Source organism: Aquabacterium sp. (assembly GCF_049317225.1).
Classification (GTDB): domain Bacteria; phylum Pseudomonadota; class Gammaproteobacteria; order Burkholderiales; family Burkholderiaceae_C; genus Aquabacterium.
In genome coordinates this window covers 47,724-59,855 of record NZ_JBMOIR010000013.1, presented here as the reverse complement: position 1 = coordinate 59,855, position 12,132 = coordinate 47,724, and the positions used below count along the sequence as shown (strand labels likewise).

Genomic DNA, 12,132 nt, shown 5'->3' with positions numbered 1-12,132 from the left:
ATGGCATTGTCGTCTCATCATCTCATCGTTGGCGGGCAGCGCAGCGGCAAGTCGCGTCAGGCCGAGCGTCTGGCTCGGCAGTGGCTGAGTGCGCCTGCGCCTCGGCGGGTGACGATGGTGGCGACTGCCATCGCGGGTGACGACGAGATGCGTGCGCGCATCGCGCGTCACCAGTCAGATCGGCCAGAAGGGGTTCACACCGTGGAGTGCCCCTTGCACTTGACAAAGACGCTCAGCGAGCAGGCCGCCCCAGATCATTTGCTGATCGTGGATTGCTTGACGCTGTGGCTGACCAATTGGTTGATGCCGATGTCCGGTGTCGTGGACCGCGAGGGGTGGTTGCGCGAGCGTGGCGCCCTGCTGGCCGCGTTACCGGGTCTGGCGTCTCAGGTGGTGTTCGTGTCGAACGAGGTGGGGTGGGGCGTGAGCCCGATCAGCCCTGACGTGCGCGGTTTTGTGGACGAACTGGGGTGGTTGAACCAGGCCGTGGCGCAGCGTTGCGAAACGCTGACCTTGATGGTGGCCGGGCAACCCTGGAGTCGCCCCGTCCAACACGAGGGGGCGCTGTGAGCCGGTGGTGTGGCCTTCTCCTGGTCGTGTGGTTGTCCTGGATGGGGGCGGCTCACGCAAGCATCACGGTCGAGGATGACCGTGGCGCCCGGGTGTTGCTGTCTGCGCCGCCCAAGCGCATCGTGTCGCTCTTGCCTTCTTTGACTGAAACGGTCTGCGTGCTGGGGGCTTGTGGGCGGCTGGTGGCCACCGATCGCTGGTCGAACTGGCCGGCTTCGGTCGCGACCTTGCCCAAGCTGGGTGGCTTGGATGATGCCAACCTGGAATTGTTGGTGGCGCAAAAGCCCGATCTGGTCTTGCTGTCGCCCTCCAATCGCTTGGCCACGCGCTTGCGTTCTTTGGGGCTGACCGTGGCCGAGCTGGATGCGGAGGATCTCCTTCAAGTTCAGCGCATGCTGCGCAAGGTCGCTGCTTTGCTCGGAACGCCGCAATTGGCCGACCAGCATTGGCAGGCCATGGACGATGAGATCCGTGCCGCACAAGCCATGGTGCCCGCCAGCATGCGAGGCACCCGTGTGTATTTCGAGGTCAGCAGCGCCTTGTATGCGGCCGGCGAGTCGTCCTACATCGGGCAACTGTTGACCCGGTTGGGGGCGGTCAACATCGTGGGCGCAGGCCTGGGGCCTTTTCCCAAATTGAATCCGGAGTTCGTGGTGCGTGCGCAGCCCGATCTCATCATGTTGTCTGCCCGTGAGGCCGGTTCGCTGGCCGGCCGGCCGGGCTGGTCCAGCATGAAAGCCCTCCGAGGCGGGCGTGTGTGCGCCATGCCGCCCGCTGATTACGACGTGTTGTCTCGCCCCGGGCCTCGCCTGGGGGCCGCAGCCAAGGTCCTGGCGCGATGTCTGGCGTCATTCAAGGGGGGCGCATGACAGTGTCTCCAAGGCTCGGCGTGTCGGCACTGACGGCGTGGGGACTGCTTGGCCTGGCGATGGTCGGTGTGGGCCTGGCCGGGCTGTCCATGGGCAGCACAGGCTGGCAATGGCCATGGGGCCCTGCCACCGATGCGGGCGTGCTGCAAATCGTTTGGGACATCCGTGCACCGCGCACGTTGGGTGCGATGTTGGTGGGTGCACTGCTGGGCTTGGGCGGTGCGGTGGCGCAAGGGCTGTTTCGCAATCCCTTGGCCGAACCCTATCTGCTGGGCAGCTCGTCCGGTGCGGCGTTGGGCATGGCCCTGCTGTTGTCCTTCGGGTGGCCCGATGCCATGTCTGAGATGCCTGGCCTGCGCATGGGGTTGACGGGGGCAGCCTTCTTCGGTGCCGTGGTCGGTGTCAGCCTCAGCCTGATGTTGGCCAAAGGTGCCGCGCACACCACGCGTTTGCTGTTGGGCGGCGTCGTGGTGGGGGTGGTTCTGGGCGCACTGACGCAACTGCTGATGGTGTGGTCGGCACCTGCCTGGCGGGCCATGCAGGCGTTCATGCTGGGCAACACCGCATTGTTGGGTTGGCAGTCGTGTACCGTGATGGGGGTGGTTTTGATGCTCACCTTGCCCGCCAGTCTGGTGTTGGCCCGTGTGCTCGACGCACTGAGCCTGGGCGAGGATGCCGCCCGAACCCTGGGCATTCCCTTGGGGGTAACGCGTGCGGTGTTGGTCGGTGTGCTGGCTTTGAGCACCGGTGCTGCCGTTGCGCAGGCGGGTCTGGTGGCTTTTGTCGGACTGGTCGCGCCGCATCTGGTGCGCAGCAGTGCGCGTGGCCGACATGCGGCCTTGTTGGGCTTGTCCACCTTGATGGGCGCGGTGCTGCTGGGCACGGCTGATGTCTTGTCTCGCTATGTGTTGGCGCCGCAGGAGCTGCCTGTGGGTGTGCTGACGGCGGTGCTGGGCGGTTCGTATTTGATTTGGTTGTTGCACCGGAGGCGCTCATGACGCCCGCCTTGCAAGCCATGGGATTACAGGTCAGCTACGGTGAACGCGTGGTCTTGCGCGAAGCCTCACTGATGGTTCCTCTCGGGCGATGGGTGGCCTTGGTGGGGCCCAACGGGGCAGGCAAGTCCACGTTGATGCGATGCCTGGCGGGGCTGCTGGAGCCCGCCTCGGGGCAGGTGTCGTTGCAAGGCAAGGTCTTGCAGGCCTGGTCGGGGCGACAACGCGCCCGAACGCTGTCCTGGATGGGGCAGGACGTGGTCGCCGATCCTGACATGACTGTGCGGGATGCCGTAGCCTTGGGGCGTTTGCCGCACCAAGGCTGGCTGGGCTTGCCGTCGGATCAGACCGGTGACCGTGAAGCCATTGAGTTGGCTTTGCAGGACGCTGACATGACTTGGGCGACCGAGCGAAGCTGGGGCGCCCTGTCGGGTGGCGAGCGCCAACGTGTCAGCCTGGCGCGTGCCTTGGCGGTGCAGGCGCCTGTGTTGTTGTTGGACGAGCCTGTGGCACACCTCGACGCGCCGCATCAGCGTTTGCTGGCGCAAGTGTTACGTCGCGAAGCCTTGTTTGGCCGCAGTGTGGTCAGTGTGCTGCACGAGTTGCCATTGGCGCTGCAGGCCGATGAGTTGGCCGTGATGCGAGAAGGGCGTGTGCTGATCCAGGGCTCGCGGGATGACCCGGCTGTGCATCGCATTCTGGAATCTGTTTTTGACCATGCAGTGGCGGTGAGCCGTCTGGATGGCCGTTGGGTCGTTGTGCCCCAATTCTGATTTGATTTGTGAAGACTCTCATGGATATTCAAAACCCTCCGACCGAAGCGCCGCAACAGCGTGAGCATGCTGAGCGTCGTGGCTTGTTGATCGTGAACACCGGTGACGGCAAGGGCAAGAGCACTGCTGCATTTGGTTTGGCCTTGCGTGCCTTTGGTCGGGGCAAAGCTGTGCGCATCTTCCAGTTCATGAAGGTGCCCTCTGCGCGCTTTGGTGAGCACCGTGCCTTTGAACAGCTCGGACTGCCCATCGAAGGCTTGGGCGATGGCTTCAGCTGGAAAAGCAAAGACCTGGAGCGCTCTGCGCAGTTGGCCCGAGAAGGGTGGCAGCGTGCGGCCCAGGCCATCACGAGCGGCGAGCATTTCCTGGTCGTGCTCGACGAGCTGACCTATCCCCTGATCTATGGTTGGGTGCCGCTGGAGGAAGTGGTGCAGACCTTGAAGCATCGCCCCAAGGAAGTCCACGTGGTGATCACGGGCCGTGACTGCCCGCCAGAAGTCATCGAGATTGCGGACACGGTGAGTGAGGTCCGCAAAATCAAGCATGCCTATGAGGCAGGCATCCCGGCCCAACGTGGCATTGAAGATTGAGGTGCTCAGCATGACTTTTGAATGGCCCTTGATTGCCGACTTGCGTGATGACGCGCTGTCTGATCGCTTGCAACACGTCATTGACCACAAGACCAAGCCCCTAGGGGCCTTGGGACAGATCGAACGTGTGGCGCATCAGATCGGGCTCATTCAACGCACTGAAAAGCCGCAGTTGAAGCAGCCGCAGATGCTGGTGTTTGCCGGTGATCACGGATTGGCCGCACGTGGCGTGTCGGCCTACCCAAGTGATGTCACCTGGCAGATGGTCGAGAACTTCCTAGCCGGTGGGGCCGCCGTCAGCGTGTTGGCGCGCCAACACGGCCTTGAACTCAATGTGGTGGATGCCGGTGTGGCCCATGACTTCGCCCCGCGCCCGGGTTTGCACCTGCGCAAAGTGGCGAGAGGCACCGCGGACTGCTCCACGCAGGCGGCCATGACGGCCGAACAACTGGACCAGGCGCTGGCCCACGGTCAGGCGGTGGTGCGCAGCTTGCCGGGCAATGCCATCCTGTTGGGTGAAATGGGCATTGGCAACACCTCCAGTGCTGCTTTGCTCATGTCTCAGCTCACCGGGGAGCCCATCGAGCAATGCACCGGCCGTGGCACGGGTCTGGATGACGCGGGCCTGGCGCGCAAACTGGCGGTGCTCAAGCAGGTGCAGGCCCTGCACGCAGGCGCCAGGCTGCCACTGGATGTGCTGGCCGCCATGGGGGGATTCGAAATCGCGCAGATGGTGGGTGCCGTGTTGCAAGCCGCTTCTGAAAACCGCGTCATCCTGGTCGATGGCTTCATCACCACCAGTGCCGTGCTCGTGGCTGCGCGCGTGCAGCCTTTGGTGCTGCAGCGTTGTGTCTTCTCGCACCAGTCCGACGAGTCCGGGCACGCACGCATGCTGTCGCACCTGGGTGTGCAAGCCTTGCTCAAACTGAACTTGCGGTTGGGCGAAGGATCGGGTGCCGCTTTGGCGTGGCCCTTGCTGGAGTCGGCTTGCCGCATCATGCGTGACATGGCCAGCTTCGAATCCGCAGGGGTCAGTGGCTCGGATGCCGACGCAGGTTCCTCACAAGCTGCATAACCATGCGCTTTCTGATCCACGAGGTTCGCCTCTTCTTCATCGCCCTGCAGTTCTTCACGCGGGTACCCATTCCACAATGGGTGGGCTACCAGCCTGAATGGCTGCAGGCCTGCCAGCGTTACTTCCCGCTGGTGGGCAGTGTGGTGGGGACAGCAGGTGCGCTGATGTTGGCGCTGGCCAGCCACTGGTGGCCGCCTGCGGTGGCGGTGATCCTGAGCATGGCGTTCACCGTGTGGCTCACAGGTGGCTTTCACGAAGACGGCTGGGCAGATACCTGCGATGGCTTGGGGGGCACTGTCACCCGTGAGCGTGCGCTGGAGATCATGAAGGACTCCCGCATTGGTTCCTATGGCTCTTTGGGTTTGATCCTCTTGCTGGGGCTGAAAGCGGCGACCCTGACCTCACTGGCGTCGCCACAGGTGGCGGAATTGAACAGCGCGCAAGCCAGCCACATTCACATGGTCTTGTTGGCCTGGACATTGATGGCTGTGATCTGGGGGCACACCGCCTCGAGGCTTGTCGCCGTCTGGATGATCCGATTGCTTCCCTACGGCGGGGATTTGGCACATGCCAAGGCCAAACCGTTGGGTCTTCAGGCGACTTGGCCGCAAGTGTTGACCGCCTCGGCGTGGACCGTGTTGGTCGCTGCAGGCATGTGGTGCTGGTTGGCCCAATCCGGCTGGCCCACCGGCACCCTGATGCAAGCCCTGACGCGATCGTCGTTGGCCATGCTGCTCGTGGGCGTGGTGTGCTGGCGCTGGTTCAAACAGCGGCTGGGCGGATTCACAGGTGACACCCTCGGGGCGACACAGCAACTTGCTGAAGTGGCGGGACTGTTGGCCTGGCTGACCGTGATTCATCCCGTTGCGTGAGGGCGATCGGCATGCATGCGTCTGAGTCTGGCTTTCCCCAACTGCTGGTGTGGCGGCATCCTCGTCCCAAAGCAGCACATGGGCGTTGCATCGGCCAAACGGATCTGGCCATTGATCGGCGCAAAGTCAAACGGCTGGCACATCGCATTCGTCAGACGGCTCGACGGCACGGATGGCCGCGTGTCATCCACACATCGCCCTTGCTGCGGTGTGCGCGTGTGGGGCGGCAACTGCGCCAATGGGGTTGGGCGCACCATGTGCATCCCGCCCTCATGGAGGCCGACTTCGGTGCCTGGGATGGCCTGCCGTGGACACAGATCAGCCATGCCGAGGTGGATGCGTGGTGCGCCCGCTTTGCCACCTATCCACCTGGCGATGGCGAGTGTTTGCTGGACGTGCTCAGTCGCGCGGCGACATGGTTGCGCGCACACCAAACTGCGGCCGCGCCGTCACTGTTGATGGTGGGACATGGCGGATGGATGCTGGCTGCACAGTGGGTGCTGACGCATGTGGAGGCCCCCGTTGATGCCCGTCAATGGCCCATGCCGGCGCAATACGGTGAGTGCTGGGCAATCAGCACGGGGCCGATTCAATACCGGCCTGTTGCGCCAGCCATCCACAAGTAGGCTTTGGCGACAAATGCCACCCAGCGGCGTTTCCAGCGTGTGCGCCAGTTGCCCGCGCCCGGCGATGCACTGGGGGGCACCTCTCGACTGAGCGCAAAGTCCGAAGCCAGTTTCTCTGACAGAGCGGCCACAAACGGTGCGTCCCTCACCAGCAAGTTGCCCTCCAGATTCAGCAACAAAGACAAGGGGTCCAGGTTGGAGGAGCCAATGGTGGCCCACTGCTGGTCGACGCACAGCACCTTGGCATGCAGGAAAGCCGGTTGATATTCGTAGATACGGATGCCTTGGCTCTGCAGCTCGCCGTACAGCACCTGTGCCGCCATGCCTGCAATGCGGTAGTCCAGCTTGCCTTGCAACAGCAAGCGGACGCGAATACCCCGTGCAGCCGCTTGCTTGAGCGCACGCTTGAGTGCGCGCCGCGGGTAGAAGTACGGCGTCACGATGTCGACGCACTCCTTGGCCTGCAAGATGGCCTGCAAGGCCGCCAACTCGATGGTGCGGCGTTGCCGCAGGTTGTCTCGCAACACAAAGGCGCAGCGCATGGGCCGATCATCGGCTTCGGCTGCACTGAGCTGGCTTTGCTCATGTGGCGTCAAGCGCAGTCGCGCACGTTGCCACATCTCTCGCAGGTGTTGCAGTTTGTTGGGGTCTTGGGCGAGGTGGACCCAATCGTCGCGCCAATCTCGCCCCACCTTGGCGCGCGTCCACATTGCCTTGATGGTGTGAAGCATCGGCGTGACCACGGGGCCCTGCGCTTCGACGGCGTAGTCCAGCCGCGGTGTGTCGCTCCATCCATGTGTCAGGTCATAGTGGTCATCGATCAGGTTGATGCCGCCGATGAAGGCCGCACGCTCATCGACGACGCACAGCTTTAGATGCATGCGGCGCCACTGTCCCGCGTCGAGGATGCTCCAAAGACGATGCAGCGGGCGATAGATGGCGAGTTTCACGCCAGCTTGCTCCATCGATTGCCACAACTGAGGCGAGGCCTCACGCGAGCCCACGCCATCCACCACAACGTGAACGTCGACGCCACGTCGTGCTGCACGCATCAAGGCTTGAAGTACGGTGCTGCTTTGCCCTTCAGGCGACACGATGTAGACCGCCATCCACACAGTGTGCCTGGCGCGATCGATTCGGTCTCGCAGCGCGGGGAACAACTCCCTGCCACCTTGCAGCAGGGTGGCCACATTGCCGCCGGTGTACACGGGGCGGCGCTGGGCGTACCAGGCCAAGGGTGCCAAAGCCTCGTCTGACACCGTCGATTCGGCTTGCGGCTGCGCCGGTCGTTCGGTCATGCCTATGCAGCGCTCAGCCGTTTGAGGTCAGCGTCAACTCTGCCACCAGGGGAAGGTGGTCAGACAGTCTGGCCCAAGTCGTGCCCTTGGGCACCATCAGGGATTGGCATTGCCACCCGCGCATGTACACCCGGTCCAGGGACAGAACCGGAATCAGCGAGGGATAGGTCGCGGCCTTCGACTCGTCGGCTTGCAAGGCGCGCGACAAGCCTGCACCGGCCAGGATGTCGTCCAGCTTTTCGTTCCAGTCATTGAAGTCGCCCGCAATCAACACCGGTGCATCGGCCGGAATGTGCGATTGCACGACTTCAGCCAAACGCTCGGCCTGTCGAACCCGGCTGGCATGGATCAGGCCGAAGTGCACGACGACCACGTGGATATCCTTGCCACGCCATTGCACGGGGACATGCAGCAGGCCGCGCTGTTCAAAGCGGTGATCAGACACATCGTGGTGACCGATGTCTCCCAAAGGCCATCGTGCCAGCAAGGCATTGCCATGCTCGCCATGCCGTGTGACCGCATTGGTGCGGTACGCCACCTCATAGCCGTTGGGGGCGAGGTAGTCAGCCTGCGGTGCACTGGGCCATGCCAGCGGACCAAAGTCGGTCTGCGAAAAGTGCCGTGCCTCGGCGTGGTTGAAGCTGCGCACCTCTTGCAGGCACACGATGTCGGCGTCCAGTGCTTCGACGGCCAGGCTTAGGTTGTGGATCTCCAGCCGCTTGGTGGGGCCCATGCCCCGCACGCCCTTGTGGATGTTGTACGTGGCAATGCGCAGCACCTGAGGGTCTTGCCCTGATGGCGTCAGCAGCGACGAATTCAGCGGGTTCAGCACAGTGACGACTCCGATAGCTTGGGACAGGATATCAGGCGCAGCCTGCGTTCAGACGTCGGGGAAGTTGCAGGATGGCTTCCGCATTGGACGGCGAAAAACACTGATCTGCCGCAGCTTGCCAAGGGCGCCAGAGGTACTGCGTGTGTTCTGCCGGCGCCAGGGTGATGGGGGTGCCTTCGGGGACGCACAAGCCAAACACGCGCTCGATGTTGTGGGTGACGCCGGGCGCATAGCGGTATCGCCAGACGGGGTAGATCTCGTAGATGTTTTCCAGGGCCCAGTCTGTCAGCGCCTGATGCGGCACGGCGGCCGAGCCAACCTGGATACCGGTTTCCTCAGCCACTTCGCGGATGGCCGTTGCGCGCCAATCTTCGTCCGGGGTGTCTTTCGACCCGGTCACGCTTTGCCAAAAACCGGGCTGCTTGGCTCGCTCCATCAGCAGCACATTGAGCTGGGGCGTGTAGATCACCACCAGGACCGACTGGGGAATCTTGTGAGGGGGCGTCTCGCTCATGATGCCAAGTGTGGCACGAGCCGCGATGCCGGGCGGCAGCACTGTCGCATTCAGGCGCCAATGTCCGCGCCATGAAAAAAGCCACCCGAAGGTGGCTTTTGAAGGTTGAGCGAGTGGCTCAATTAGCCTTGTGCAGCGGCGGCAGCCTGGGCATTGCGCAGACGGATGTGCAGTTCGCGCAGTTGCTTCTCGTCGACGTTGGATGGTGCGCCGGTCAGCAGACACTGGGCACGTTGCGTCTTGGGGAAAGCGATCACGTCGCGAATGGATTCGGCCTTGGTCATCAGGGTGACCAGGCGGTCCAGACCGAAGGCCAAACCACCGTGAGGAGGCGCGCCGTATTGCAGGGCGTCCAGCAAGAAGCCGAACTTGACCTGGGCATCTTCTTCCGTGATGTTCAGTGCCTTGAATACCTTGGACTGCACTTCGGCGCGGTGGATACGGATCGAGCCGCCACCCAGTTCCCAGCCGTTCAGCACCATGTCGTAGGCCTTGGCAATGCACTTGCCAGGATCGGTGTCCATGTAGTCCTCGTGACCATCCTTCGGAGCGGTGAAGGGGTGGTGCACGGCGTTCCAGCGGTCTTCCTCGTCGTCGTGTTCGAACATCGGGAAGTCGACCACCCATAACGGAGCCCAGCGGTCTTCGAACAGGCCGGCCTTCTTGCCGAAGTCCGAGTGACCCACCTTCAGACGTAGGGCGCCGATGGCGTCGTTCACGACCTTGGCCTTGTCTGCGCCGAAGAAGATCAGGTCGCCGTCCTTGGCGCCGGTGCGCTTCAGGATTTCTGCAATGGCCGCGTCGTGCAGGTTCTTCACGATTGGCGATTGCAGGCCTTCACGACCCTTGGCGACTTCGTTGACCTTGATCCAGGCCAGGCCCTTGGCACCATAGATCTTGACGAACTCGGTGTAGGCGTCGATTTCGCCGCGAGACATTTCGGCGCCGCCGGGCACGCACAGCGCGACCACGCGACCGCCCTTGGTGGTGGCCGGTGTCGAGAAGACCTTGAAGTCCACATCGGCCATCACGTCGGTCAGTTCGGTGAACTGCAGCTTGACGCGCAGGTCAGGCTTGTCCGAACCGTACAGGTGCATGGCGTCGGCGTACTTCATGACCGGGTAGTCGCCCAGGTCCACATCCAGCGCCTTCTTGAAGACGTGGCGGATCATGCCTTCGAACATGTCACGGATTTCCTGTTCGGTCAGGAAGCTCGTTTCAATATCGATCTGGGTGAATTCGGGCTGACGGTCGGCACGCAAGTCTTCGTCGCGGAAGCACTTGGTGATCTGGTAGTAACGGTCGTAGCCGGCCACCATCAGCAACTGCTTGAACAGCTGTGGCGATTGGGGCAGGGCGAAGAACTGACCGTCGTGCACGCGCGAAGGCACCAGGTAGTCGCGGGCGCCTTCCGGGGTCGACTTGGTTAACATCGGGGTTTCGATGTCGATGAAACCGTTCTCGTCCAGGAACTTGCGGGCTTCCATGGCCACGCGGTAGCGCAGCATCAGGTTGCGCTGCATGTAAGGACGACGCAGGTCCAGCACGCGGTGGGTCAGGCGTGTCGTTTCCGACAGGTTTTCGTCGTCGATCTGGAACGGCGGCGTCACCGAGGCGTTCAGCACTTCCAGCGTGTGGCCCAGCACTTCGATCTTGCCGCTGGTCAGGCCATTGTTTTCCGTACCGGCAGGACGGGCGCGCACAACGCCGGTCACCTTCAGGCAGAACTCGTTGCGGACGTCTTCCGCAATCTTGAAAGAGTCGGCACGATCGGGGTCGAACACGACCTGCACCAGACCTTCGCGGTCACGCAGGTCGATGAAGATCACGCCGCCGTGGTCGCGGCGACGGTGGGCCCAGCCCATCAGCGTCACGGTCTGGCCCATCAGCGCTTCGCTGACCAGACCACAGTAAGTGGTGCGCATTGTTGTTCTCTCCGGGGAGTGAGGGTCGCTGAGCTGAACCAATCGCCAGCTCCAAACCCTCCATTGTCGTTCAGGATTGGGCTGTTTCCGTGGCCGTGGGGCCCACAACGCCCATCGAAATGATGTATTTCAGCGCTTCATCCACCGTCATGTCGAGACCGCGCACCTCTTCACGAGGCACCATCAGCATGAAACCCGAGGTGGGGTTGGGGGTGGTCGGTACATACAGGGTGAGCATGTCGGCAGGCAGTTTGTCCGCCACTTCGCCGCCCGGCTTGCCGGTGACAAAGGCGATCGTCCACGAGCCTTGGCGGGGATACTGCACCAGCACGGCTTCACGGAAGGCCTGACCACTGCTGGAAAACAGCGTGTCCGACACCTGCTTGACCGAGGTGTAGATGCTCTTGACGATCGGAATATTCGACAGCACCTTGTTGGACTGCTTGAGCAGCCATTGGCCCGCCATGTTGGTCACGGCAATGCCGGTCAGCCACAAGGCCGTGACCAGGATGATGACGCTGAGTCCGGGAATGCGCTGCAGATCAGCCAGAAACGGATGCAGGCTGACGGGCAGGATGGTCTGTGCCACCGCGACAAACCAGGCAAAAACGCCGTCGAGCGTGCCAATGACGTTCTTCAGCACCCAGACAGTGATGGCCAGGGGCAGCCAGACGAGCAAACCAGTGAGGATGAATTTCTTCACGGCGAAACCAGGTTAAGAGGCGAGGTGCCGGGCATCGAGTCGGATGACACGACGAAAGGTGCGTTGCAAACACAGCGGCGGGCTCGCGCACGAAGCGCTGCCCGCCGTACCAGGGTATTGTCAGTCCAGATCAGTGACAGGCGCACGAACCGCCACAGGGTGTCGCGGGGGCGGCACTGGCCGTGTCGGATGCAGAACTGGATTCAGCCGGGCCGGTCGCGGGTGCGCTGGTACCGCCCGTACCGCTCTGGCTGCCGCGGAAGTCGGTGGCGTACCAGCCGGAACCCTTCAGCTGAAAGCCTGCAGCGGTCAGTTGCTTGGAGAACGCCTCGGCTCCACAAGCGGGGCAGGTGGTCAAGACAGGGTCGGAAATCTTTTGCAGGACGTCCTTGGTATGGCCGCAGGACGAGCAGCGGTAAGCGTAAATCGGCATGATCAAACCTTCGGGGTGAGCCCGTTCAGACGCCATTTTAATGGGGGTGGTCGGCGG

The 12,132-nt window shown here is 62.8% G+C and carries 14 protein-coding genes; 8 read left to right on the top strand and 6 right to left on the bottom strand.

All coding sequences use genetic code 11. From position 1 onward, the window contains the following. The 8 genes from cobU to ACOYNB_RS09895 are packed head-to-tail and all read left to right on the top strand — an operon-like array spanning window position 1 to window position 6,370. Complete coding sequence (gene cobU / locus ACOYNB_RS09930) at window positions 1–570, top strand: bifunctional adenosylcobinamide kinase/adenosylcobinamide-phosphate guanylyltransferase (protein ID WP_422838927.1); 570 nt, start codon at window positions 1–3, stop codon at window positions 568–570. Window positions 571–596: 26 nt separating this feature from the next. Further along, the gene (locus ACOYNB_RS09925; RefSeq protein WP_422838926.1) at window positions 597–1,439 is read left to right on the top strand and encodes an ABC transporter substrate-binding protein; all 843 of its coding nucleotides are present in this window, start codon (window positions 597–599) and stop codon (window positions 1,437–1,439) included. Continuing rightward, the gene (locus ACOYNB_RS09920) at window positions 1,436–2,437 is read left to right on the top strand and encodes a FecCD family ABC transporter permease (RefSeq protein ID WP_422838925.1); all 1,002 of its coding nucleotides are present in this window, start codon (window positions 1,436–1,438) and stop codon (window positions 2,435–2,437) included. Before ACOYNB_RS09925 ends, ACOYNB_RS09920 begins: the two co-directional genes overlap by 4 nt. Beyond that, window positions 2,434–3,207, top strand: coding sequence for an ABC transporter ATP-binding protein (locus ACOYNB_RS09915; RefSeq protein ID WP_422838924.1), 774 nt, complete (start codon window positions 2,434–2,436; stop codon window positions 3,205–3,207). Before ACOYNB_RS09920 ends, ACOYNB_RS09915 begins: the two co-directional genes overlap by 4 nt. A gap of 20 nt (window positions 3,208–3,227) precedes the next feature. Then, window positions 3,228–3,797 carry a cob(I)yrinic acid a,c-diamide adenosyltransferase gene (gene cobO, locus ACOYNB_RS09910; RefSeq protein ID WP_422838923.1) on the top strand — a complete coding sequence of 190 codons (570 nt, stop codon included), beginning with the start codon at window positions 3,228–3,230 and terminating at the stop codon, window positions 3,795–3,797. Window positions 3,798–3,807: 10 nt separating this feature from the next. Next, window positions 3,808–4,872 carry a nicotinate-nucleotide--dimethylbenzimidazole phosphoribosyltransferase gene (gene cobT / locus ACOYNB_RS09905; RefSeq protein WP_422838922.1) on the top strand — a complete coding sequence of 355 codons (1,065 nt, stop codon included), beginning with the start codon at window positions 3,808–3,810 and terminating at the stop codon, window positions 4,870–4,872. A gap of 2 nt (window positions 4,873–4,874) precedes the next feature. Continuing rightward, a complete protein-coding gene (locus ACOYNB_RS09900) occupies window positions 4,875–5,744 on the top strand; it encodes an adenosylcobinamide-GDP ribazoletransferase (protein WP_422838921.1) in 870 nt (289 codons plus the stop codon). 11 nt (window positions 5,745–5,755) lie between these two features. After that, complete coding sequence (locus tag ACOYNB_RS09895) at window positions 5,756–6,370, top strand: histidine phosphatase family protein (RefSeq protein WP_422838920.1); 615 nt, start codon at window positions 5,756–5,758, stop codon at window positions 6,368–6,370. Here the strand turns inward: ACOYNB_RS09895 and clsB are convergent. The 6 genes from clsB to ACOYNB_RS09865 all read right to left on the bottom strand — a co-directional run bounded on the left by clsB (window position 6,334) and on the right by ACOYNB_RS09865 (window position 12,075). Beyond that, entirely contained in the window at window positions 6,334–7,668 is a 1,335-nt protein-coding gene (gene clsB / locus ACOYNB_RS09890) for a cardiolipin synthase ClsB (RefSeq protein WP_422838919.1), read from the bottom strand. The two genes, ACOYNB_RS09895 and clsB, sit on opposite strands and share 37 nt — an antisense overlap. 13 nt (window positions 7,669–7,681) lie before the next feature. Further along, window positions 7,682–8,497 (bottom strand): endonuclease/exonuclease/phosphatase family protein, encoded by an 816-nt coding sequence (locus ACOYNB_RS09885; protein WP_422838943.1) that lies wholly within the window; start codon window positions 8,495–8,497, stop codon window positions 7,682–7,684. Window positions 8,498–8,531: 34 nt separating this feature from the next. Beyond that, window positions 8,532–9,014 (bottom strand): dihydroneopterin triphosphate diphosphatase, encoded by a 483-nt coding sequence (nudB, locus tag ACOYNB_RS09880; protein ID WP_422838918.1) that lies wholly within the window; start codon window positions 9,012–9,014, stop codon window positions 8,532–8,534. A 122-nt stretch (window positions 9,015–9,136) separates the two neighbouring features. After that, complete coding sequence (aspS, locus tag ACOYNB_RS09875; protein ID WP_422838917.1) at window positions 9,137–10,939, bottom strand: aspartate--tRNA ligase; 1,803 nt, start codon at window positions 10,937–10,939, stop codon at window positions 9,137–9,139. Between the two features lie 70 nt (window positions 10,940–11,009). Next, entirely contained in the window at window positions 11,010–11,642 is a 633-nt protein-coding gene (locus ACOYNB_RS09870; RefSeq protein ID WP_422838916.1) for a DUF502 domain-containing protein, read from the bottom strand. A 130-nt stretch (window positions 11,643–11,772) separates the two neighbouring features. Further along, window positions 11,773–12,075: an FmdB family zinc ribbon protein gene (locus tag ACOYNB_RS09865; RefSeq protein WP_422838915.1), complete on the bottom strand. Its 303-nt coding sequence runs from the start codon at window positions 12,073–12,075 to the stop codon at window positions 11,773–11,775. Window positions 12,076–12,132: the final 57 nt, after the last annotated feature.

Excerpts from the sequence above, each read along its gene's own strand:
- ACOYNB_RS09915 (WP_422838924.1), top strand. The coding sequence starts at position 2,434 with ATGACGCCCGCCTTGCAAGCCATGGGATTACAGGTCAGCTACGGTGAA.
- ACOYNB_RS09865 (WP_422838915.1), bottom strand. The coding sequence starts at position 12,075 with ATGCCGATTTACGCTTACCGCTGCTCGTCCTGCGGCCATACCAAGGAC.
- ACOYNB_RS09900 (WP_422838921.1), top strand. The coding sequence starts at position 4,875 with ATGCGCTTTCTGATCCACGAGGTTCGCCTCTTCTTCATCGCCCTGCAG.
- cobO (WP_422838923.1), top strand. The coding sequence starts at position 3,228 with ATGGATATTCAAAACCCTCCGACCGAAGCGCCGCAACAGCGTGAGCAT.
- cobT (WP_422838922.1), top strand. The coding sequence starts at position 3,808 with ATGACTTTTGAATGGCCCTTGATTGCCGACTTGCGTGATGACGCGCTG.
- cobU (WP_422838927.1), top strand. The coding sequence starts at position 1 with ATGGCATTGTCGTCTCATCATCTCATCGTTGGCGGGCAGCGCAGCGGC.
- ACOYNB_RS09895 (WP_422838920.1), top strand. The coding sequence starts at position 5,756 with ATGCATGCGTCTGAGTCTGGCTTTCCCCAACTGCTGGTGTGGCGGCAT.
- aspS (WP_422838917.1), bottom strand. The coding sequence starts at position 10,939 with ATGCGCACCACTTACTGTGGTCTGGTCAGCGAAGCGCTGATGGGCCAG.
- clsB (WP_422838919.1), bottom strand. The coding sequence starts at position 7,668 with ATGACCGAACGACCGGCGCAGCCGCAAGCCGAATCGACGGTGTCAGAC.
- ACOYNB_RS09920 (WP_422838925.1), top strand. The coding sequence starts at position 1,436 with ATGACAGTGTCTCCAAGGCTCGGCGTGTCGGCACTGACGGCGTGGGGA.
- nudB (WP_422838918.1), bottom strand. The coding sequence starts at position 9,014 with ATGAGCGAGACGCCCCCTCACAAGATTCCCCAGTCGGTCCTGGTGGTG.